The 21,014-nt window shown below is 72.8% G+C and carries 18 protein-coding genes and 1 other RNA gene; 9 read left to right on the top strand and 10 right to left on the bottom strand.

Going from position 1 to position 21,014, the window contains the following annotated elements:
- Positions 1–1,029, bottom strand: a 1,029-nt coding sequence (locus tag ACT3SP_RS17585) for a hypothetical protein (RefSeq protein WP_444588589.1), incomplete at its 3' end; no start/stop codon positions are given.
- 163 nt (positions 1,030–1,192) lie between these two features.
- Here ACT3SP_RS17585 and ACT3SP_RS17580 point away from each other — a divergent pair.
- The 5 genes from ACT3SP_RS17580 (at position 1,193) to ACT3SP_RS17560 (ending at position 4,844) form a co-directional block, all read left to right on the top strand.
- Positions 1,193–1,840, top strand: a complete 648-nt coding sequence (locus tag ACT3SP_RS17580; RefSeq protein WP_444588588.1) for a DUF1345 domain-containing protein — start codon at positions 1,193–1,195, stop codon at positions 1,838–1,840.
- Between the two features lie 116 nt (positions 1,841–1,956).
- On the top strand, positions 1,957–2,394 hold the full coding sequence (locus ACT3SP_RS17575; RefSeq protein ID WP_444588587.1) for a VOC family protein: 438 nt from the start codon (positions 1,957–1,959) through the stop codon (positions 2,392–2,394).
- A 68-nt stretch (positions 2,395–2,462) separates the two neighbouring features.
- Positions 2,463–3,968 (top strand): dicarboxylate/amino acid:cation symporter, encoded by a 1,506-nt coding sequence (locus ACT3SP_RS17570; protein WP_444588586.1) that lies wholly within the window; start codon positions 2,463–2,465, stop codon positions 3,966–3,968.
- A 178-nt stretch (positions 3,969–4,146) separates the two neighbouring features.
- Positions 4,147–4,503, top strand: a complete 357-nt coding sequence (locus ACT3SP_RS17565; RefSeq protein ID WP_444588585.1) for a MerR family transcriptional regulator — start codon at positions 4,147–4,149, stop codon at positions 4,501–4,503.
- Positions 4,500–4,844: a hypothetical protein gene (locus tag ACT3SP_RS17560; protein ID WP_444588584.1), complete on the top strand. Its 345-nt coding sequence runs from the start codon at positions 4,500–4,502 to the stop codon at positions 4,842–4,844. The genes ACT3SP_RS17565 and ACT3SP_RS17560 overlap by 4 nt, the downstream gene beginning before the upstream one ends.
- Before the next feature lie 96 nt (positions 4,845–4,940).
- On the opposite strand, the gene ACT3SP_RS17555 is transcribed toward ACT3SP_RS17560, so the two are convergent.
- Together ACT3SP_RS17555 and ACT3SP_RS17550 are read right to left on the bottom strand one after the other, a co-directional pair.
- Complete coding sequence (locus ACT3SP_RS17555; RefSeq protein ID WP_444588583.1) at positions 4,941–5,801, bottom strand: alpha/beta fold hydrolase; 861 nt, start codon at positions 5,799–5,801, stop codon at positions 4,941–4,943.
- A 99-nt stretch (positions 5,802–5,900) separates the two neighbouring features.
- Positions 5,901–6,878 carry an aldo/keto reductase gene (locus tag ACT3SP_RS17550; RefSeq protein WP_444588582.1) on the bottom strand — a complete coding sequence of 326 codons (978 nt, stop codon included), beginning with the start codon at positions 6,876–6,878 and terminating at the stop codon, positions 5,901–5,903.
- A 220-nt stretch (positions 6,879–7,098) separates the two neighbouring features.
- On the opposite strand from ACT3SP_RS17550, the gene ACT3SP_RS17545 reads away from it, so the two are divergent.
- Positions 7,099–8,430, top strand: a complete 1,332-nt coding sequence (locus ACT3SP_RS17545; protein WP_444588581.1) for an MFS transporter — start codon at positions 7,099–7,101, stop codon at positions 8,428–8,430.
- Here ACT3SP_RS17545 and ACT3SP_RS17540 read toward each other — a convergent pair.
- Positions 8,381–9,304: an EamA family transporter gene (locus ACT3SP_RS17540; protein WP_444588580.1), complete on the bottom strand. Its 924-nt coding sequence runs from the start codon at positions 9,302–9,304 to the stop codon at positions 8,381–8,383. The two genes, ACT3SP_RS17545 and ACT3SP_RS17540, sit on opposite strands and share 50 nt — an antisense overlap.
- A gap of 91 nt (positions 9,305–9,395) precedes the next feature.
- On the opposite strand from ACT3SP_RS17540, the gene ACT3SP_RS17535 reads away from it, so the two are divergent.
- Positions 9,396–10,298, top strand: a complete 903-nt coding sequence (locus ACT3SP_RS17535; protein ID WP_444588579.1) for a LysR family transcriptional regulator — start codon at positions 9,396–9,398, stop codon at positions 10,296–10,298.
- Positions 10,299–10,355: 57 nt separating this feature from the next.
- On the opposite strand, the gene ACT3SP_RS17530 is transcribed toward ACT3SP_RS17535, so the two are convergent.
- From ACT3SP_RS17530 to ffs, 4 genes are all read right to left on the bottom strand, one after another.
- The gene (locus tag ACT3SP_RS17530; protein WP_444588578.1) at positions 10,356–12,785 is read right to left on the bottom strand and encodes a glycosyl hydrolase family 95 catalytic domain-containing protein; all 2,430 of its coding nucleotides are present in this window, start codon (positions 12,783–12,785) and stop codon (positions 10,356–10,358) included.
- A gap of 406 nt (positions 12,786–13,191) precedes the next feature.
- Positions 13,192–14,562, bottom strand: coding sequence for a TIGR01777 family oxidoreductase (locus ACT3SP_RS17525; RefSeq protein WP_444588577.1), 1,371 nt, complete (start codon positions 14,560–14,562; stop codon positions 13,192–13,194).
- A 149-nt stretch (positions 14,563–14,711) separates the two neighbouring features.
- Complete coding sequence (locus ACT3SP_RS17520) at positions 14,712–15,713, bottom strand: lysostaphin resistance A-like protein (protein ID WP_444588576.1); 1,002 nt, start codon at positions 15,711–15,713, stop codon at positions 14,712–14,714.
- 493 nt (positions 15,714–16,206) lie between these two features.
- An RNA gene (gene ffs / locus ACT3SP_RS17515) (signal recognition particle sRNA small type) lies at positions 16,207–16,303 on the bottom strand.
- 292 nt (positions 16,304–16,595) lie between these two features.
- On the opposite strand from ffs, the gene ACT3SP_RS17510 reads away from it, so the two are divergent.
- Entirely contained in the window at positions 16,596–18,140 is a 1,545-nt protein-coding gene (locus tag ACT3SP_RS17510; RefSeq protein WP_444588575.1) for an alanine/glycine:cation symporter family protein, read from the top strand.
- A 39-nt stretch (positions 18,141–18,179) separates the two neighbouring features.
- Here ACT3SP_RS17510 and ACT3SP_RS17505 read toward each other — a convergent pair whose 3' ends face one another.
- On the bottom strand, positions 18,180–19,184 hold the full coding sequence (locus ACT3SP_RS17505; RefSeq protein WP_444588574.1) for an aldo/keto reductase family protein: 1,005 nt from the start codon (positions 19,182–19,184) through the stop codon (positions 18,180–18,182).
- A gap of 157 nt (positions 19,185–19,341) precedes the next feature.
- On the opposite strand from ACT3SP_RS17505, the gene ACT3SP_RS17500 reads away from it, so the two are divergent.
- Positions 19,342–19,824 (top strand): DUF779 domain-containing protein, encoded by a 483-nt coding sequence (locus tag ACT3SP_RS17500; RefSeq protein ID WP_444588573.1) that lies wholly within the window; start codon positions 19,342–19,344, stop codon positions 19,822–19,824.
- A 533-nt stretch (positions 19,825–20,357) separates the two neighbouring features.
- Here the strand turns inward: ACT3SP_RS17500 and ACT3SP_RS17495 are convergent.
- On the bottom strand, positions 20,358–20,927 hold the full coding sequence (locus tag ACT3SP_RS17495) for a TetR/AcrR family transcriptional regulator (protein ID WP_444588572.1): 570 nt from the start codon (positions 20,925–20,927) through the stop codon (positions 20,358–20,360).
- Between the last annotated feature and the right edge of the window lie 87 nt (positions 20,928–21,014).

The following is a 21,014-nucleotide window of genomic DNA, read 5'->3' as shown; positions in this document are numbered from 1 at the left end:
CAGCAGCCCCAGCAGCCAGCGCAGGAGGTCCCGCACCGGACGCAGGATCGCGGCGATCAGCTCCCGGATCGGCGCCAGCAGCATGTCGAGGAACTCGCGCACCGGGCGCGTGACCTCCTCGATCCACGCCGTGATCGGCTCGATGATCCGCGAGATCGCCTCGATCGCAGGGCGGATGCGTGCGGCGACCCATTCCTTGGCCGGATCGAGCAGCCCGCTGAACAGCGCACCGAACGCGAGCAGCGGCAGCAGGAACTTCGCGCCCTTGGTGGCGGCGGCGATCAGGGCGTAGCGGGTGGGATGCTCGGTGCGCTTCGCCTCGCGGGCGGCCGACGGGGAGCCCTCCGCCGGCACCAGCAGGGTGCGGTCGAAGCCGTGGCGCACGTCCACCTCTCCCGCTCCGCCCAGACCCGCTGTGCGGATGGTGATGACCTCGCTGTCCCTGTGATCATCGTCCTCGCGTGGGCGGAGCACCGTGCAGTGCAGTGTCGTGAAACCGTCGGAGAGCCGGAAGCGGAGATCGTCGCTCGTCGGCGCGGCACCGACATCGGCGCCGCCGGCGTCCTCGTCGGCCTCCGTGACGTCGGCCTGCACGTTCCCGCCATCGGCCTGCACGTTCTCGACGTCGTCGTGCTCGGCCTCCTCGCTCTCGGCATCGTCCTCCTCTCCCCGCTCCTTCCGCGCCTTCTCCTCGGCCTTCGGGTCGTGCTCGATGCCGTCGATGAGCACGGTGAAGGAGGTGTCCAACAAGCGGTGGCGCACTCGGACCACGTAGTCGTGGGCGCCGGCCCGGCCGTGGTACTCGACGTCGGCGGCGAAGCGCGTGGGGTCCGTCGCGCCGAAGACCGGCGGGGCATCGTCCGCGTCGGCCGCCGGGGCTCCGTCGTCGGCGGCCGACGCCTCCCGCCCAGCCGTCGGAGCGCTCTCCTCCGCGGACGCATCGGCAGCGGGGCTCCCAGGGCTCTCAGTGCCCGCAGGGCTCTCGGGACTCGCAGGGCTCTCGGGACTCGCAGGGCTCGTGACGGGCATGCTCCTACGGTGCCGGAGAACCGGTCCGGCCCGCATCCTCCGGCCGGATGGGCCTGCACCGCCGCGCATCGGCCGTTCGGCGGAGTACGCTCCCCGTCCGCCCCGGTCGGCGACCTTCCGGCCGACGGGTCCAGGGAGCCGGTGTCCCCCGGAAGGAAGAGACATGCGAACACTGCGCACACTGACACTCAGAGCCACCTCCAGACTCGCAGGATCCCTCCTCATCGGCGTGCTCGCGGGGCTCCTCGCCGGGCTCGTGGCCGAGCCTGCTCACGGGGCGTTGATCGGCATCGCGACGACGGCGACGGTCTTCGTGGTGAGCGGCGCCGCCGTCCTGTGGTCGATGGATGCCGAGGCCACCCGGGAGGAGTCGATCCGGGAGGCCTTCGGGCCGCTGCTCGACGAGCTGAGCATCGTCGTCGCCGGGGTGGGCGGTGTCGCGGTGACCATCGCGATGCTGATCCTCGGAGGATCGGACGCCGGGTACGGTCCGGCGCTCGTCGCCCTGCTGAGCGTGTTCATGCTGTGGGCGGCCCTGCACCTGGTCTACGTCACCCACTACGCCTACCTCTACTACGGGACGGGCCACGCGGGCGGCATCGGGTTCGGCATCGACGAGGAGCCGTCCTACCGGGAGTTCATCTACTTCAGCTTCACGATCGGGATCGGTTCGGGGATCCCCGGCGGGATGTCGGTGTCCGACACGGGCATCACGAGCGTCGTCATGCGGCACGGGCTCCTGGCGTACGTCTTCCGCACCGTGATCATGGCGGCGGCGATCAACGTCGTCGTCGGCGTCTTCACCGGTTAGAGCGCGTCCGCCGAGCAGGTGGTCGAGGCACTGGTCGAACGTTCACAGGATCGCTCCGGCCCCCGGGCCCCGGATATCCCGTTGACCGCACCCGTCATGCCGCGAAGACTGGCGGGATGAGCGCCTTCGTCTCCCACACGAGCATCGACTGCCACGACGCCTTCACCCTCAGCGAGTGGTGGCGCGCGGCCCTGGACTACGAGATGGATCCCGCGGACCCGAACCTCCCCGGGCACGAGGAGTGCATGATCCGGGACCCCGACAGCGGCCATGCCCTGCTGTTCCTCGAGGTCGAGGACGAGGTGCTGCCCGCCAAGCGGATCCACATGGACCTGCGGCCCCGCGAGCGCACCCGGGACGAGGAGATCCGGTGGTTCCTCGAGCACGGCGCGAGCGAGGTCGTCGACCACCGAGGGATCTACGGGCCCGGCTCCGGGTGGCAGGTGCTGGCGGACCCGGAGGGCAACCAGTTCTGCATCCTCCGCTCCCGCGCGGAGCTCGCGAGGGCCGAGGCGCAGCGCGCGGCGAGCGCGGCGGACGCCGCCGTCTCATAAGCGCAGCTACTGTGACCCCCTGCCCAATCCGTTGATGTCAGGGTGACGACGGCGTAGCGTCCTCGGCCGTGAGCACATCCACCACCCCCACCCCCACGAGCGGATCGACCGCCCCGCGCTCGCGCAACCCGCTGCGCGCGGTCGCCCGCATCCCCTTCGGCTGGCAGGTCCTGATCGGACTGGTCCTCGGCATCGTCCTCGGCCTCGTGGCCGCCCAGATGGGCCCGGTCGCCGAGACCGACACGAATCCCGACGGCGCGAACTGGCTGACCATCGTGCTGGACACCATCGGCACCGTCTTCGTGACGCTGCTGAAGGCGCTGGTCCCGCCGCTGATCTTCCTCGCGATCGTCACCTCCATCGCGAACCTGCGCAACGTCACCAACGCCGCCCGCCTGGCCTGGAAGACGCTCCTGTGGTTCGGCATCACCGCGCTCATCGCCGTGTCGATCGGCATCACCCTCGGCGCGCTCACCGAGCCGGGCCGCAACTCCGGCGTCTCGGCGGACGCCGCGGGCGCGTCCGACACCCAGGGCGGCTGGCTGGACTTCCTCACCGGTCTGGTGCCCTCGAACTTCCTGGGCCTCGAGGGGAGCGCCGGGGACGACGGCTCGCTGACGCTGAGCTTCAACGCCCTGCAGATCCTGGTCATCTCGATCGCGGTGGGCATCGCCGTGCTCTCCGTGGGTGCGAAGGCCGAACCGTTCCTCAAGGTCACCGGCTCCGCCCTGCAGATCGTGCAGAAGCTGCTGTGGTGGGTCATCCGCCTGGCGCCCATCGGCACCGTGGGCCTGCTCGGCAACGCCGTGGCCAGCTACGGCTGGGAGGCCATCGGGCAGCTCGGCGTGTTCACGCTCGACGTGTACGTGGGCATGCTGATCGTGCTGCTGGTCGTCTACCCGGTGCTGCTGAAGCTCAACGGCCTCTCCGTCGGCTCCTTCTTCCGCGGGGTGTGGCCCGCGACCTCGCTGGGCTTCGTCTCCCGCAGCTCGCTGGGCACCATGCCGATGACCCAGACCGTCACCGAGCGCATGGGCGTGCCCCGCCACTACGCGAGCTTCGCGATCCCGCTGGGCGCGACCACGAAGATGGACGGCTGCGCCGCGATCTACCCGTCCCTGGCCGCGATCTTCGTCGCGAACTTCTACGGGGTCCCGCTCGGCGTCACCGACTACCTGCTGATCGTGCTGGTCTCGGTGCTCGGCTCGGCCGCGACCGCCGGCATGACCGGCGCGACCGTGATGCTCACGCTGACGCTCTCCACCCTGGGCCTCCCGCTCGAGGGCGTGGGCCTGCTGCTCGCGATCGACCCGATCCTGGACATGGGCCGCACCGCCCTGAACGTCACCGGACAGTCGCTCGTGGGCGTGATCGTCGCCAAGCGCGAGAAGATCCTGGACCAGGGCGCGTACGACGCCGCGCGCCGCACCTCCTTCCAGGCCATCCAGGCCGAGGAGCAGGCGGAGGCCGATGCCGACGCGGCGATCGCGGCCGACACCGGGTCCGACACAGAGTCCGGCGCAGAGTCCGGCGCCGACGCCACGGACCCGGAGAAGGAGCCCGCGCGGGCCTGAGGCTCCCGCCGCCCGTCGCTCGTCGACCGGTGCCGCCGTACCGCACCGCACCGCCCGGCCCGTCGGCACCGGTCGAGGCCGGTCCTGCTCCCGATCACGGAGCGGGACCGGCCTCGGCCCGTTCCGCGCCCCTCTCGGCGGCCCTGACGCCGCTCGCGCGCCGTGGCACACTGCCCGCATGTCGCACTTCGCCCCCGCCGAGGCCGCCGAGAGGACCGGCCTGACCCTGGACACCCTGCGCTACTACGAGCGCGAGGGGCTGATCGGGCCGATCGACCGCGCCGTCGGCGGCAGGCGCCGGTACTCGCAGGACGACGTGGCCTGGATCGGCATCGTCACCTGCCTGCGCGAGGCCGGACTGGGTATCGAGGATCTGCGACGCTTCACCACCCTGCTGCGCGACAGCGCCGAGACCACGGACCGGATCGCCTTCCTGCGCGAGCGCCGCGCCGAGCTCGAGGAGCGCCGACGCGCCGCCGAGCGCGCCCTCGAGGTGCTCGACGACAAGATCGCGTACTACAGCGCGGACCGATGAGCACCACGTCGGACCCCGCGGCCGTGCCCGATCGGCCCGAGATCGTCTGCCTCTGCGGCTCCACCCGCTTCGTGGACGAGATGAACGCTGTGAACCGGGATCTGACCTTCGCGGGCGCGATCGTCGTGGCGCCGGGCGTCTTCGCCCACTCCCGGGACGCCGACCAGGAGGTCGCCCCCGAGCAGAAGGAGGCGCTGGACGCTCTCCACCTGCGCAAGATCGATCTCGCCGATCGGGTGCTGGTCGTGAACCCCGGGGGATACATCGGCGAGTCGACTCGCCGGGAGATCGCCTACGCCCGGGCCGCCGGCACCCCGGTCTCCTTCACCGACGTCGGCTGAACCGCGGCGAGGACCTATGCCGCCCCATCCAGCCGCTCCCGCTCCTCGGCCGTGAGCACCGTGGTCGCCCCGGTCCAGGCCTGCTCGAGCTGCGACTCACGGCTGCGGCTCGAGATCGAGGAGGCGGGCGATGTGCGGCCAGGCCCGTCGCCCCAGCCGCTGCGGGGCACCGGCGTCACCGCCCACGAGGTAGGGCCGGTCGAGATCCGGGACCGCCTCCCCGGGAAGGACGACGGGATGCCCGGCCCTCTCGTCGCGCACGACGGTGGTCGGGAGGCCGGCCGCTGCTCGCCGCGCCTCGATCCGTGCGGCGGCGCGCGCGGAGGGCCACACCCGGTCGTCCCCGCCGACGACGAGCAGCATCTCTCCACCGAACCGCTCCACGGGGATCTCCGCGGCGGCGACGACGCCGGCCCCGGCGGCATCGAGGCTGCGCAGGTAGAGGTCGACGAAGGCCGGCTTCTCCCGTGCCGGTTCCCGGGATCGCACTGACAGGGGGCGGTCCAGCAGGGAGCGGTCCAGGGGGACGTACGGCACCGGACGCCCCGCGTGCGTCCACTTGCTGCGCGCCGGGTCGGCCTCGTCGTGTCGATGCCCTTCCCAGGCCACGTCCGTGGGCGCCAGGGCCACCACCGCGGCGGGACGCGGGTCGATCGACGCGGTGAGCAGGGCGGCCTCCGCTCCGTAGGACAGCCCCAGGAGCACGACCCGATCGCAGTCGTGGCCCATCAGGTCCACGGCGTCGAGGACGTGCTCCAGCGGCACCTCGGACGGGAGCTCCGGCAGCCCGTCCCCGCCGAACCATCGCAGACCCGCGGCGGTCACGCCTCGGGCGCTGAGCATGTCCACCCGCGCCGTGTCGATGCGCCCGCTGGAGCCCGCCAGGACGAGGGCACCGGTGCCGTTGCCCGTCCGGTCAGGCGTCCCGCGGTAGAGGTTCGCCTCCAGGGAAGTCATGGATCCTCCGGTCGACGTCGGCGTCCCCACACTGTAGGAGACGCGCCGGAGAAGACCCGGTGGAGGAGACGCGCTGGAGAGGTCCCCGCGCGCCGCAGCTCAGGCCGCGGCGTCCAGGCGTGCCCGCTCCTCGGCCGTGAGCACCGTGGTCGCTCCAGTCCAGGCCTGCTCGAGCTGCTCGACGCGGCTGCCGCCGATGATCGGCACCAGGGCCGGCACTCCCCCGCTCAGCCAGGCGAGCGCGATCTGGCCGCGGCTCAGCCCGCGGGCCGCGGCGACCTCGCCGAGCGCCGCGAGGCGCCGCTCGTTGCCGGGGTGGAGGTACTCGGGGGACACGGGGCGGTCCTCCCGGTCGTAGGCGCCGCGCAGCAGCGGGGTGTAGACCCAGCCGGTGAGCTCCGGGGTACGGCGCAGCAGGTCCACCCCGTCGGCCGAGAGCACGCCGAGCGCCACCGGCTGCCCCTCGACCTCCGCGCCGGGTGCGGGCTGCAGGTAGGTGTAGCGCTGCTGGTACTCGCTCGGCACGGCGAGGCCGGCGTGCTCGGCGAGGAGACGCGCCTGCGCCATGCGCCAGGACGGGTGGTTCGAGAGGCCCCAGGCGCCGATCCGTCCGTCGGCGACGAGACCCCCGAAGGTCTCCACGACGCGATCGAAGGGCTCGTCGTGATCCTCGATATGGGCCCAGTAGAGGTCGACGCTCTCGACGCCGAGGCGCTCGAGGCTGCGCTCGAGGGCGGTGCGCACGACGTCCGGGGCGAGGCCCTCGAGGTCGTCGGGAAAGCCGCCGGGACGGTTCGGCTCGGCGCCCACCTTGGTGCTGAGGGAGACCGGAGCGCCGGGGTTGGCGCGCAGCCAGCGGCCGATCATCGCCTCGCTCTGGCCGCCGAGGCCCGAGGGGTCCTGGGCGAAGTAGTAGTTGTCGGCGGTGTCCAGCCAGCGCCCGCCGAGCTCGACGAAGCGGTCCAGCAGGGCGAAGCTGTCGCGCTCGTCGATGCGGGTGCCCAGGTGCATGGCACCGAGCGCCGGGAGCGCCGGAGAGGTCGGAAGGGTGGGTGCGGGAGCGTCGATGCGTGCCATGAGAGGCATCCTGGGTGCTGGAGCGCGCTCCAGGTCAAGAGGTGACGCGTCCACGACTGTGAGGTCCCCTCCCCCGCGACGGCGTTCCCTTGGCGGCGCCCGCCGCGGACGCTACCGTGGTGGAGTCCCCTCGGCCCGGCATCCGGGCCGTCCCTGCAGTGCATCTACCTCGGGTCCCACGCGGGCCGTCCAAGGCGGCACACCCCGTCCCGGAGGAACGATGAGCACGACCAGGACCGACACCCCGCCGCAGAGCCCCCAGCAGACCCCCACGCTGCGCGGCGCCGCCGGGGCCGCCTACTTCCCGATCGCCTTCATCGCCCGCTTCCCCTTCGCGATGATGGTCGTCGGCACCCTCACCCTGGTCGTCGCCGCCCGCGACTCGATCGCCCTCGGTGGGCTGAACTCCGCCCTGCTGGGGCTCGGCTCCGCACTGGTCGGCCCGCTGCTGGGCGCCGCGGCCGACAGGATCGGCCAGCGCCGCGTGATCCTGCTGGCGGGCATCGCGAACTCGCTGGCCCTGCTCGCCCTCGCCTACGTCGCCTTCAGCCCGCTGCCGGACGTGGCTGTGCTCGCCGTCGGCTTCGTCATCGGCGCGACCTCCCCGCAGATCGGTCCGTTCTCCCGCTCCCGCCTGGTGCAGCTGATCCTCACCCGACTGCCCGCCCAGCGGCGCGCCAAGAGCCTCAACGCCACCATGGGCTACGAGTCCGCCGCGGACGAGACCGCCTTCGTGTTCGGTCCCGTGGTGGTGGGGCTCCTCGCGACCACCATGAGCCCGGCAGCGCCGATGATCGGTGCGGCGGTGCTGACGCTGGTGTTCGTCACCGCCTTCGCGCTGCACCCCACCGCCGAGCTCAGCGCGCCGAGTACCGAGGCACCGGTGGAGCAGGCCCCCGCCTCGGAGCTGCGCACCGCGCGGGTGCTGGTGATCGTCGCCGGGGCGCTCGGCGTGGGGCTCTTCTTCGGCACGGTGCTCACGTCGCTGACCGCCTTCCTGGCCGGCACCGGAGACTCCGACTCCGCGGGACTGGTCTACGGGGTGATGGGCGTCGGCTCGACGATCCTCGCGCTGTCGATCGCGCTGTTCCCCGAGCGGTTCCGCCTCGCCGCCCGCTGGCTGGTGTTCTCCGCGCTGATGCTCGGCGCGATGATCGCCTTCGGGCTCGCGGGCGGGCTGTGGGGCCTGATCGGGGCGATGGCGGTCGCCGGCGTGGGGATCGGGCCGACGGTGGTGACGCTGTACAGCCTCGCCGCGGAGCGCTCCCCGCAGGGTCGCTCGGCGACCGTGATGTCGATGCTGGGCTCGGCCACGATCGTCGGCCAGTCCGCCGCCTCGGCCCTCACCGGCGCGGTCGCCGACGGGATCGGGGCCGAGGCCGCCATGTGGCTGCCCACCGGCGCCGCCGGCCTGGTGGTCCTCGCCGCCCTGGTCAACGCGCTGCTCGGCGAGGGAAGGACCGCCGAGGGGGACCCGGCGACCTCCTCGTCGGACCCGACGCTCACCGAGCGGGCGACGACTCTCGCGGAGCATCCCGCCGAGCACCTCTGAGGGCGCGGCGGCGGGGCGCCCAGGTGGCCGCGACCACGCCACCCACCACGAGCACGGCGCCGAGGAGCTCCGCCGGGGCCGCCCGCTCCCCCAGCACCATCGCGGCGGCGGTCATGCCGACCACCGGGACGAGCATCGAGAACGGTGCGACCGATCCGGCGGGGTGGCGCGACATCAGCCAGCTCCAGATCCCCGAGGCCAGCAGGGTCGCGATCACGACGGTGTAGGCCAGGCCCAGCAGGGCGAGCACCCCGGTGGCACTGCCGATGCCGTCCAGGGACGCGGTGATCCTGCCGGGCCCCTCGAGCAGAAGAGAGAGCACGAGGGCGGGCAGCGGTGGCACCACGGACATCCACAGCACCAGGCGCAGCGGCTCGCTCGTGCGCGCCTGCCGGGTGCAGAGGTTGCCGACGGCCCAGCCGAGCGCACCCAGCAGGGTGAGGAGGAAGGGCAGCAGGGCGGCGTTCTCGGCACGGTGCAGGCCCACCACCGCCAGCCCGCCGACCGCGACCGTCACACCGAGCCCGGCGCGCAGACCGAGCTGCTCGCGCGTGAGCAGCACGCCCAGCAGAACGGTGAAGGGCGCAGAGGCCTGGAGCACCAGGGAGGCCAGCCCCGGCGGCATCCCCAGCGTCATCGCGAGGTAGAGGAAGGCGAACTGCGCCACGCCGAAGCCGAGCCCATAGCCGATCACCCATCGCCACGGCACTCGGGGCGGGCGGACGAACAGGAGCGTGGGCACGGCCAGCAGCGTGAAGCGCACGGCGACCAGGAACAGCGGCGGGAACTGGGCCAACGAAGCATCGATGGCCAGGAAGTTCACTCCCCAGAGAGCGGCGACGAGGAGTGCGAGGAGGCGGTGGCGGGCGGGCATGGCCCCACGGTGGACCCCCGTCACCTTTCAGCACAAGCGAACTCTTCTGCATGGTCCTTGCAGGTGGCCTTCACAGTTGTAGCCTGGCGTCATGGACGTGCGTCATCTGGAGCTGCTGCGCGAGTTCGCCGTGCGCGGCAGTGTGACAGCGGTGGCGCGAGCGACGCACCGGACCCCGTCGGCCGTGTCCCAGCAGCTGCGCACCGCTCAGCGGGAGCTGGGGGTCGAGCTGGTCCGGCCGCACGGGCGGGGCCTCCGCCTCACCGAGGCCGGGGAGCTCCTCGCCCGCGGCGGGGAGGATGTCGCCGCCGCGATCGCCCAGGTGCAGGACAGCCTCACGGGACTGCTCGGCTCCCCCGCGGGATCGGTCGACCTGCTCGCGTTCCCGAGCGCGGCGACCATCCTCTTCCCCGGGCTCGCGCAGCACCTGGACAGGGCCGGGATCGACCTGGTGCTCCACGACGAGGACGCGGCCGAGAGCCGCTTCGCCGACCTCACTGCCGATCACGACGTGGTCGTCGCCCACTCGCTGACGGGACCGGTGCCGGAGGGCAGCGAACGCTGCACCGTGGTGCCGCTCGGCGCGGAGCCGCTGGACGTCGCCATGGCCCGGACCCATCCGCTGGCCGCCCGCGAGCACCTGGACGCGCGCGACCTCGCGGGGCAGTCGTGGATCGGTGTGCCGGAGGGCTTCCCCTTCGACCGGGTGCTGCAGGCGATCTCGGTGGCGACCGGGACGTCGATGCGCATCACCCAGCGGCTGCGGGACAACCGCCTGGTCGAGGCGATGGTTGCCGGCGGCGAGCACCTCGCGATCCTGCCCCGGTTCACCACCGCGGCCGACGGGGGCGTGGTGCTGCGTCCCGTGGCGGGGGTGCCGACCCTGCGGCACCTCAGCGCCCTGATGCGGCCCGACGCCGCCCAGCGCTCGGCGGTGCGGCACGTGGTCCGGGCCCTGCGGGAGACGGCTGCGCGGGCCGGCCTGGAGCAGTGACCGGCGGGGACCCACGGAGAACGACGGAGACCGACCGCCTCTGCGAGGCCGTCCCTCTCAGACGGCCGCGGCGACGCCCACCACCGTCTCGGTCTCCCCGATCACGACCACCGCGTCGCGCACCGCCCCCGGGCTCACGGCTGCGAGCGACCAGTCGGTGACGGCGCCGTCCTCCCAGGCCACGTCGACCACGAGGCCGCCGCGCGCCCGCAGGCCGCGCACGGCGCCGGCCCCGGCCCAGGCCGTGGGCAGGGCGGGCAGCAGGCGCACGATCACCCGGCCGTCCTCGGTGCGCTCGTGGCTCTGCACCAGCATCTCGGCGACGGCTCCGGTGATCCCGAAGTTGCCGTCCATCTGGAAGGGCGGGTGGGTGGCCCACAGGTTCGGCAGCATGGAGTAGCGCAACAGGCCGCGGAGCATCGCGTGCGCGCCGTCCCCGTCGCCGAGCCGGGCGAAGAGCGCCGCACGCCAGGGCCAGGTCCAGGACCTCCGGGAATCGCCGCTGACCGTGCTCTCGAGATCGTCGGGGACGGGCTCGTCCGCCGGCTGCTCGGAGCCGTCCTCCGACGGCGGCAGCCCGCAGCGCGCGAGCAGGGAGACCCGGGCAGCCCGCTGCAGCTCGGGCGTGGCCTCGGTGATGTGGCCTCCCGGGTAGAGGGAGAACAGGTGGGAGGTGTGGCGGTGGAGGTCCGCGGGGTCGTCACGGTCCTCCTGCCATTCCTGCAGCTGGCCCCAGGAGCCGATCCTCTCGCCGGCGATCCTCGCGGCGATCGTGGCCAGCTCCTCGCATCGCGCGTCGTCGGCCCCGACGGCACGGGCCACCCGCTCCGCGCCCTCGAACAGCTCCCGGACGATCTGCTGGTCGTGCATGACGCCGTCCTCGCGGGGACCGTGCTCGGGAGACCAGCCGTCGGGCGCCAGCAGCGCGCCGTCCTCGGCCTCGATCAGGCGGTCCTCCCAGAAGGTGCAGACCTCCTCGGCGAATGGCCATGCCACGTCGCGGGCGAACTCCTCGCCCCGGGTGAACTCCCAGTGCTCGAGGACGTGTTGCGCATACCAGGCGCTCGCCACCGTGTTCCACTCCCAGGCGTTGCCTCCGAAGGGTGACTGCGAGGTCCGCGCGGTCCAGCCGCGCACCGGGCCGAAGGTGTGACCGGTGGCGCGGCGCAGCGAAGGCCGCATCGCCTGCAGCCAGCCGATCAGCGCCTCGTGGGTCTCGGGGAGGCCGGTCACCTCGGCAGGCCAGTAGGCCATCTGCAGATTGATGTTCGAGTGGTAGTCCGAGGACCACGGCGGCTCGTTCGAGTGGTTCCACAGTCCCTGCAGATTGGCGGGCAGGCCGCCCGGCCGCGAGGAGGAGATCAGCAGGTAGCGTCCGTAGTCGAACAGCAGCCGCTCCAGCGAGGGATCCTCCTCCCCCTCCGTGACGCGCTCGAGCCTCCGGTCCACCGGCAGGGCCAGCACCTCGGCCGGCGACTCGGCGCCCTCAAGGCTCACGCGGGCGGTGAGCTCGGTGAGATGGGCGAGGTGCTCGCTGCGCAGAGCGGGGTGGCCGGTGCGGGCGGCGGCGGCGAGGTGGCGGCGCACCGTGTGCGCGGGATCGGCGCCGCGCCACCGCTTCCCGCGATCGAGCACGTAGTCGGTGGCCTGGTCCACCAGCAGCACCAGGCGGGTGAGGTCAGTGATCCGCACGCTGTCGCCGTCGGTCGCGAAGGTCGCCGTCCCGTCGTGCTCGAGGAGCCGCACCGCGGTCGCGTGCCGGAGGTCGTTGCCGAGGGTGCCGGTCGCCCAGAGCGTGCGCTCGCCCTCGTCGGCCTGGAGACTCGTGTCCTCCTGATCGCTCTCCAGGGCGAGGTCCACGCGCAACGGGGCCTCGGCCTCGAGGGAGAGGACAAGGACGTCGGCCGGGGCGGAGGCGAAGGCCTCCTGGTGCACGGCGATGTCGCCTGGGGCCTGGGAGGCCATCGTGTGCAGGCCCGTCCTCACGTCGAGCTCGCGGCGCAGCGGCGCACCGTCGACGGGGGTGTCGGAGCCGTCGGCGCCGAGGACGTCGACGAGCAGGCGACCGCCGGAGAGAAACGTGCCGAAGCCGGTCATGGAGGTGTCCATGTCGCCGTCGTCGTCGCCGTTCAGGGCGTTGTCGTAGTCGTTCGCCCCGGCCCACAGGCTGATCTCGTTGAGCTGGACCACGCCGTGCACGGGGTCGCCCCAGAAGGTCGCCCCGACACGGCCGTTGCCGATCGGGAGGGTGCCTTCGGCCCAGTCGGCCGCGGGAGCTTCGAGGAGGATCACCGAAGCTGGGTCGGGGTCCGGGGCGTCCCCGCCCGTCCCGGAGGCGCCCGCCGCGGAGCGGTCGGCCGGGTGGGCGCTCGGGCTGTCGAGCGTGTCGTCGGCGTGCGCATCGTCGGCGAATGCCGAGCCGAGCACGCCCGCACCGCCCAGCGCAGCCGCCGCTCCGAGCACACCGCGTCGCGACGGGGCCGGCACCGGAATCATGGTCGGGGAGGGTCTCGGAGTGGGTTGGTCGGTCGCATGCATCGGGTCGGTCCTTCCGTGGACCCGCCAGGACGCCCGTGGGAACGGTCGGGCATCGGGGGCGTCGTCGCGGCCGCCCGCGCGGAGACATCGGGTCACTGTGGGGTGCTGCGGCCATGTTCTCAGGGTGATGTTGCGCCATGAGACTATCGAAAGCGTCGCTACCGGCACAGGGGGCGGGCGGAGAAATGCCGACGCGCCGAGATCGCCCGCGAGACCTCCGATGTCATAGGGAGCTCTCGACGTCTCGTCGGCTTCGCCGCCGCCGTGCAGGACGCGCTCGAGGCGGCGCAGGCGGTGGACGGCCCCGCGCCGACGGGACGCCGACCCATCAGGCCGGCAGCGACCGGGTCTTCCCTCAGCGCCGCAGCACGTGGCGCAGCGCGTCCTCGAGGCGTCCGTGGGCGGGGATGAAGCCGCTCGCCTCGAGCCGCGCGGAGGAGACGTTCTGATCGACCTCGATCAGCTCGTCCGCGGCGGCGGTGCCGAGCACGAGCTTCGGCCCGAAGGACGGCACCGGCAGCAGCGCCGGGCGATGCAGCACCTTCCCCAGGGTGCGGGCGAACTCGTGGGCCGTGACCGGTTCCGATCCGACGCCGTTGACGGGACCCTCCATGCCCGCGGAGAGCGCCGCGTGGGCGAAGACGCGCACGATGTCGTCGAGCGAGATCCACGAGGTCATGGCCCCGCCGTCGGTGAGCCGGCCGCCCATCCCGGCGAGGAACAGGGGCAGCTGGGGCAGCAGGGGGCCGCCCGCGTCCGAGAGCGAGAGCCCGGTGCGCACCTGGGCGACCCGCACCCCGGCCTCGGCGGCGGCATGCCCGGCACGCTCCCAGTCGCGCACCAGGTCGGCGAGGAAGCCCTCGCCTCCCGGATCGGCCTCGGTGAGCAGCTCCTCGGGGCGGCGCGGGCCGTAGGCGCCGATCGCGGAGGCCTGCACCAGGGTCGAGGGACCGTCCTGCATCCCGGCGAGGGTGCGGGAGATCAGCATCGTGCCGTTGATCCGGGAGTCGCGGATCTCGCGCCGGGCCGAGGCGGTCCAGCGGGTCGCGATCGAGCGTCCGGCGAGGTTGACGACCACGTCGACGTCCTCGAGGTCGGCCGGGTCGAGCTCGGCGGCCCGGGGGTCCCAGGAGATCTCGCCGGGCCCGACGTCGCTCTCGCGGACCATCCGTCGCACCGTGTGCCCGCCGGTCTCCAGCAGTGCGGCCAGCTGGGTGCCGATCAGGCCGGAGGAGCCCGTGATCGCGATGGTGCGACGGGGCTGGTCCGCGTAGCGGGCATGGAAGGCGAGGTCGTCGCGCAGCTGACGGGCGCGGAAGGCGAGCAGGCGGCGGACCTGCGACGCGGCCACCGGCGTCAGGCGCTCCAGTCGACGCGGAAGCTCGAGCTCGATGCTGTCGCGGATCGCCGTGCCGTCCCCGTCGGCCTCGAGACGGTGCTCGTGCTGCCAGGTGCGCCACGGGCCATGGACCTGCTGGTCCACGAAACGGCCCGACGAGTCGTGCTCGGCGTGGCGGAGGATCCAGCGGGGGCGCAGCGGATCGGGCAGGACCGGCGGCCCCAGACGGGCCCCGACCAACCGGCCGGCCCGCAGGCCGCCGGCGGCCGGCTCCTCCGCGGAAGCGAGGCCGGGAGGGGTCAGGCGCACGAGCGCTCCAGGCCTGTCGTGCCAGGCCAGGACGTCGGGCTGCGGTTGTGCGATCCGGTGGACGGTCTCGATCCTCACGGCGGCTCCCTGCCTCGCAGAAGTGATGCGGCCACGCTACGCACCGCTCGGGTGCGGGGGAAGGGCGGGGTTCTCGGAAGGGCGGAGTGCGCGGGGGAAGGGCGGGTTATCGGAAGGGCGGAGTGCGCGGGGCGGCGGGACCGCGCGGGTCAGGCGCCGGCCGACGCGGTCCCGGACGCGGGGGGCACCGCCCCGGACGCGGGGGACACGGTCCCGGGCACGAGGGTCACCGCCCCGGAGACGGGGGACACGGCCCCGGGCGCCGTGGCCTCAGTCGGCCGCGCGGGGCGGCCTCCGGGCGGCGTGCCGCCGCGCGGGGCGAGCGAACCGCCGATGCGCAGCACCATCCAGGCCACCGCGATCCACAGCGCCCACGAGGTGAGGTCCAGCAGCCAGGCGGTGCCGGGATCGACGGGTCCCAGCACGTTCTGCTCGATCGCGACGCGGGCGCTGTTGAACAGGGCGTGGCCGAGCACGGCGGCCCAGGCGGTGCCGGAGATCTGGCGCAGCGCCGAGAGCAGCGGGGCGACGGCGACGATCGTGCCCAGGTAGGTCACGGCCTCGCGCGGGGACAGCCCGAGGGCCAGCACGATCGGGGCGTGCCACAGCGCCCAGGCGACGCCGATCAGCAGCGCCGCCGGCCAGAAGCCGAGCGGGGACAGCTCGCGGTGCAGCCAGCCGCGCCATCCCGCCTCCTCGCCGATCGCGAACAGTCCCTGCATGACGAGCACGGCGGGGACAGCGAGCAGCAGGGCCTGCACGGACAGAGCCTCGGCCGCGGGCGGGGCACCCGCCCCGATGCCCACCAGCACCCGGGCCAGCGGCACGGTCACGAAGGCGGCGATCGCGGCGAGGGAAGCGATGGCGAGCACCCGCCAGGAGGGGATCGCGAGCCCCAGGGAGCGCCGGAGGGGCTCTCCGCGGCGGCGCACCACGAGCGCGGCCAGCAGCGGGGAGAGCTGGGCGAGCGGCACCACGAGGCCGAGGGCCGCCTCGGGGATCAGCCCGGTCGCCACAGGCAAGGAGAGGGCGGTGGTGACGGCGAGCGCGATGCCCAGGAAGGCGAGCACGCGGCGCAGGTCAGGGGTCGAGGAGAGAACAGGGGTCGAGGAGAAGGGGGAGCCGGACGGTGAGGCGTCGGTGCGGGACATCAGGCGCTCCTGGGGAGGGATGCGCGGGCTCCGGGAGCGGGCGCCGCGTCGAGGTCCACGCTAGGAACCGGGACCCACCCGCCGGAACCGGGGGATCCGCCCGTCCGGGGTGGGGACATCCCCCGCTCTGCGCGGGGGGCGTCGGCGGAGCCCCAAGGCGGCCCTGCGAAGCCGACCGGCGCGGCACCGAGCACGTTCCCAGCGCCCGCACGGGGCCATGCCGCCCGACGCGTCGGAATCCCGGGACCGTGTTGCCTGGCGCGTCGGAATCTCGGGGCCATGTTGCCTGACGCGTCGGAATCCCGGGACCGTGTTGCCTGGCGCGTCGGAATCTCGGGGCCATGTTGCCTGGCGCGTCGGAATCCCGGGACCGTGTTGCCTGGCGCGTCGGAATCCCGGGGCCGTGCTGCCTGGCGCGTCGGAATCGAGCCCTCTTTCCGACAGCTCAGGCGCCTTGGCCCGCACAGGCGAGGTCAGTGCGCTCGTCCGGGCATGAAGCGACCCCTCGCGCACCTGCCAGAGCTCACCTGCCCTTGCTGCCGTCAAGCCCTGGGGGAGTTCAGCAAGATGACACCGCACGAGGGGTCGCGAACCAGTGTAGCGGCTCCCCCGGCGCCGCTTCGAGCCCATCGGAGAGACCCCGCTCACGACACGCCGCACCGACCGCACACGCCCCTGCGTCCGCCCCGGCGGACCAGGCGCGACGCACCCGCCCGTCGGCGCAGGAGGTCACGACCCGGCAACAGCACGCTGAAAGAAGGCTCAGAACCCCCGCGGTCCGGTAAGTTCCCCCCAGCATCGCACGGTGACTCACCTCACCCCCGCGCGCCATCCCCAGGTGCCGATGACGTCACCGCTTCCCCGATCCCCCAGGAGGGCTTCATGAGCTTCGCCGACATAGTCAGTTCAGTGAACGGGGTGGTGTGGGCCCTGCCCCTCGTCGTCCTGCTCCTCCTGGCCGGCCTCTACTTCTCCCTGCGCACCGCGTTCCTGCAGGTGCGATGCATCCCCGACATGCTCGCCCAGCTCAAGAAGGGCGAGGCGTCCCCGGACGGCACCTCCTCCTTCCAGTCGCTGATGATGTCCCTCGCCGGACGCGTCGGCATGGGCAACATCGGCGGCGTCGCCACCGCGATCGCCCTCGGCGGCCCCGGCGCCGTCTTCTGGATGTGGCTGATCGCCTTCCTCGGCGCCGCGACCTCCTTCATCGAGTGCACGCTGGGACAGATCTACAAGGAGAAGGACCTCGACACCGGCGAGTACCGCGGCGGCCCCGCCTACTACATCGAGAAGGCCTACAAGCACACCAAGGCCGCCCCCGTCTTCCTCGTGTACGCGGTCGTGTTCTCCGTCGTCACCGTCGTGGCCATGTGCTTCTTCCTGCCGGGCGTGCAGGGCAACGGCGTCTCCTCCGCCGTCTTCGAGGCATGGGCCATCCCCCATTGGGTGACTGCCGTGGGCATGGTCATCCTGCTGGCCTTCATCATCATCGGCGGGGTCAAGCGCATCGCCCACTTCGCGGTGATCGTCGTCCCGATCATGGCCGTGCTGTACATCGTCGCGGCGATGATCGTGTTCTTCGTGAACTTCGACCAGATCGGCCACGTCTTCGGCCTCATCTTCTCGAGCGCCTTCGGCGCGCACGCCATCTTCGGCGCGATCGTCGGCAAGGCCATCGAGATGGGAGTCAAGCGCGGCCTCTACTCGAACGAGGCAGGCCAGGGCACGGGCCCTCACGCGGCGGCCGCCGCCGAGGTCTCCCACCCCGCCAAGCAGGGCTTCGCCCAGTCCTTCGCGGTCTACATCGACACCCTGTTCGTGTGCACCGCGACCGCGTTCCTCATCATCTCCACGGACATGTACCAGGTGTTCTCCCCAGACGAGGAGACGGTCCTCTACCAGGGCAGCATCCCTGAGGGCACCGACTACGGCCCCGAGTTCGCGCAGCACGGCTTCGGGACCGTGTTCCAGGGCCTCGGCCCGACCTTCGTGGCGATCGCGCTGTTCTTCTTCGCCTTCACCACGATCGTGGCCTACTACTACATGGCCGAGGTCAACCTGACCTACCTCAACCGCTTCATCCCCAATCGCATGGTGCGTCGCGTCCTGGTGCGCCTCCTGCAGGCCACCATCCTGGTGGCGGTGGTCTACGGCTCGGTCGCCGAGACCGGTGCCGCGTGGGACCTGGGAGACGTCGGCGTGGGCGCGATGGCCTGGCTCAACGTCCTCGCGATCCTCATCATGCAGGGGCCCGCGCTCAAGGCCTTCAAGGACTACCAGCAGCAGAAGAAGGCCGGCAAGGACCCGGACTTCGACCCCCGCCGACTCGGCATCAAGGGTGCCGAGTTCTGGGAGCTGCGTGCCGACGGGCTCATCCGCCATGGCGAGACCGGGGAGGAGCTCCAGAAGACCGTGCAGGGCGACTGACCCCGACGCGGTCCTCGAACACCGCAGCGGGAGTGCCGCTCAGCTCAGGCGGTGCGCCGGGGACTGGGTCTTCGCGGGGTCCGTCTCGGGGAGCTCGCCGAGCACCTCGTCGATGCGGGCCTTCACGTCGGCGTCGAGGGTGACGCCGGCGGCCTTCACGTTCTCGGTGACCTGCTCGGGGCGGGAGGCGCCGATGATGGCGCCGGCGACGTTGTCGTTGCCGAGCACCCAGGCCACCGCGAGCTGCGCCGGGGTGAGGCCGAGCTCCTCGGCGATCGGCAGCAGGCCCTGCACGGCGGTGAGCACCTCGTCGTTCAGGAAGCGCTTGATCATGTCCGCGCCGCCCTTCTCGTCCCGGGCGCGGGAGCCCTCGGGGGCCTCGGCGCCGGGCTTGTACTTGCCGGTGAGGATGCCCTGGGCCACGGGCGACCAGACGATCTGGGAGATGCCGAGCTCGCGCGAGGTGGGGACCACGCGCTCCTCGATCACGCGCCACAGCATCGAGTACTGCGGCTGGTTGGAGACCAGCTGGATGCCGAGCTCGCGGGCCAGCTGGTGGCCGGCGCGCAGCTGGTCCGCGTTCCACTCGGAGACCCCGATGTACAGGGCCTTGCCGGAGTGGACCACGTCGGCGAAGGCCTGCATGGTCTCCTCGAGCGGGGTCGCGTCGTCGTAGCGGTGCGCCTGGTAGAGGTCGACGTAGTCCGTCTGCAGGCGACGCAGCGAGGCGTCGATCGACTCGCGGATGTGCTTGCGGGACAGGCCGGTGTCGTTGTGCCCCTTGGGGCCGGTGGGGAAGTACACCTTGGTGAAGATCTCGAGCGACTCGCGCCGCTCGCCCTTGAGCGCCTCGCCGAGCACGACCTCGGCGGCGGTGTTCGCGTAGGTGTCCGCGGTGTCGAAGGTGCTGATCCCCGCGTCGAGCGCGGCGCGCACGCAGGCGGTGGCGCGCTCGTCCTCGACCTGGGAGGCGTGGGTGAGCCAGTTGCCGTAGATGATCTCGCTGATCTTGAGGCCGCTGCGGCCGAGGTGACGATGCTCCATGCGCTCCACCCTATGCCCGGAGGGAAGGGCCTATCCTGGTGGTGCACGTCACATATCGAGCGCCGCTCGCCCGCGAGGGGACGCCGGACGGGACGGATCGAGACGCCGCCCGTCGGACGGCGATCTCGCGCGACGGCCGCCACGGAAGGGGACGACCATGACCGATTCCTCCACCGCCATCAGCCCGGGCACGCAGCCGGGCCGACCGCCCACGCCCCCGCTCCCCGAGCCCACCGAGAGCGACGACGTCCTCGAGATGGAGCCGACGGTCGAGGGGGAGGACTTCTCCCGCGTCGCCTTCACCCGCGCCGCCGTCGCGCAGATCCAGCGCCTCGTGGACCGCAACGGCCCGCTGATGTTCCACCAGTCCGGGGGCTGCTGCGACGGCTCCTCCCCCATGTGCTACCCCGAGGGCGACTTCCTCACCGGGGACGCCGACGTGAAGATGGGCCACGTCGAGGTGCCGCTGCCGGACGGCGGCTCCTCGCCGCTGGACTTCTGGATGAGCCGCGAGCAGTTCGCCTACTGGCGCCACACCCACCTCACCATCGACCTGGTCGACGGGCGCGGCGGCGGGTTCAGCCTCGAATCGCCCGACGGGAAGAGGTTCCTGACCCGGTCGCGGATGCTCGAGAGCTGAGCGAGGCGGCGCGCAGCCGGAGCTGGACGCACGGGCTCCGCGCCGCCTCGCACGTCGCGCACCGTCGACCGATCCGGCATCCCGTCGACAGCCTGCGGAAGGACCGACCATGACCGACCGACCTGCACCGCCTCGCACGGCCACGACCTCGTCGCAGGGAGCATCCCTGCCTCCTCCCAGCGAGCCACCGATGACCCCACCCGGACAGCCGCCCACGGATCCGCCCACCGATCCGCCGGACGCGCCGCCCTCCGCGCCGCCGGCACCGATCCCGGGCCGGCCGCCTGCCCCCTCCCCCGAGCCCGCCCCGGACCTGCCGACGCAGCCGGAGCAGCCCCCGCCCCCGGAGCCGCCCCCGGGCGCCCCGCCCTCGACGCCGTACTGACCGATCAGCACTGACCGATCAGCTCAGACCCAGCCTCGCCGACCGGGCTGTCGAGATCGAGACGTCGCGATCGGGGCGCTGCGGTCCGGGCGCCACGACCGGGCCGCCCGATCGAGCACGCCCGGCGGCGCGCCGCCGCGACCGGGCCTCAGTCCGGCAGCAGGCCCTCGACCAGGGCGTCGACGATCTCGTCCGTCGGCTCCTGAGGCATCAGCGGTCCGGTGAGCCGGTCCCACAGCAGCCCGTCGATCGCATGATGGAAGAGCGCGACCTCGCGCTCGCCGCCGGGGAAGCCGGCTCGACGGTGGAAGGCGACGTCGGCGGCGAAGCCCTCCCTCCGCCAGCTCCGGAGCGAGGCGGCCACCTCGGGGCGGCGCGTGCTCTCCAGCCGCAGCTCGAACAGCGCGATGGTGACGTGCGGGTCGCGGAGCAGGCGGCGCACGATGTCCCGGAGGTACTCGGCGAAGAGCTCCCGGGTCGGGGGCAGGCCCTCGTGGCGCCGGAGGAACTCCGGCTCCGGGGTGAGCCGCTGCCCGATCCGCTCCACCAGTCCGTCGATCAGCGCGGCCCGGGAGCGGAAGTAGTTCGAGGCGGTGCCCAGGGGCACCCCGGCCGCGCGGTCCACCGCACGGTGGGTGAGACCGCGCGCGCCGTCCGCGGCGAGCACTCGCAGCCCGGCGTCGGCGAGGAGCCTGCGACGTTCCTGATTGGGGGGCACGGGAAAAGCGTAGCGCTCACCACAACACCTGTCGTACCCTTCCTCCACGACAGCCGTTGTGGTCATCACCGACGGCGACGCCCCCGA

The sequence above is a fragment of the Brachybacterium sp. AOP43-C2-M15 genome, assembly GCF_052446295.1.
Taxonomy (GTDB): Bacteria; Actinomycetota; Actinomycetes; order Actinomycetales; family Dermabacteraceae; genus Brachybacterium.
Note: the sequence above shows the minus strand (reverse complement) of the source record. Positions and strands in the feature narration are given on the sequence as shown.

Bases quoted from the DNA above. Each gene is read 5' to 3' on its own strand.
- ACT3SP_RS17555 (WP_444588583.1), bottom strand. From the start codon at position 5,801: ATGACTTCCCTGGAGGCGAACCTCTACCGCGGGACGCCTGACCGGACG.
- ACT3SP_RS17575 (WP_444588587.1), top strand. From the start codon at position 1,957: ATGAGCGCCTTCGTCTCCCACACGAGCATCGACTGCCACGACGCCTTC.
- ACT3SP_RS17535 (WP_444588579.1), top strand. From the start codon at position 9,396: ATGGACGTGCGTCATCTGGAGCTGCTGCGCGAGTTCGCCGTGCGCGGC.
- ACT3SP_RS17565 (WP_444588585.1), top strand. From the start codon at position 4,147: ATGTCGCACTTCGCCCCCGCCGAGGCCGCCGAGAGGACCGGCCTGACC.
- ACT3SP_RS17505 (WP_444588574.1), bottom strand. From the start codon at position 19,184: ATGGAGCATCGTCACCTCGGCCGCAGCGGCCTCAAGATCAGCGAGATC.
- ACT3SP_RS17545 (WP_444588581.1), top strand. From the start codon at position 7,099: ATGAGCACGACCAGGACCGACACCCCGCCGCAGAGCCCCCAGCAGACC.
- ACT3SP_RS17560 (WP_444588584.1), top strand. From the start codon at position 4,500: ATGAGCACCACGTCGGACCCCGCGGCCGTGCCCGATCGGCCCGAGATC.
- ACT3SP_RS17580 (WP_444588588.1), top strand. From the start codon at position 1,193: ATGCGAACACTGCGCACACTGACACTCAGAGCCACCTCCAGACTCGCA.
- ACT3SP_RS17520 (WP_444588576.1), bottom strand. From the start codon at position 15,713: ATGTCCCGCACCGACGCCTCACCGTCCGGCTCCCCCTTCTCCTCGACC.
- ACT3SP_RS17540 (WP_444588580.1), bottom strand. From the start codon at position 9,304: ATGCCCGCCCGCCACCGCCTCCTCGCACTCCTCGTCGCCGCTCTCTGG.
- ACT3SP_RS17510 (WP_444588575.1), top strand. From the start codon at position 16,596: ATGAGCTTCGCCGACATAGTCAGTTCAGTGAACGGGGTGGTGTGGGCC.
- ACT3SP_RS17550 (WP_444588582.1), bottom strand. From the start codon at position 6,878: ATGGCACGCATCGACGCTCCCGCACCCACCCTTCCGACCTCTCCGGCG.
- ACT3SP_RS17500 (WP_444588573.1), top strand. From the start codon at position 19,342: ATGACCGATTCCTCCACCGCCATCAGCCCGGGCACGCAGCCGGGCCGA.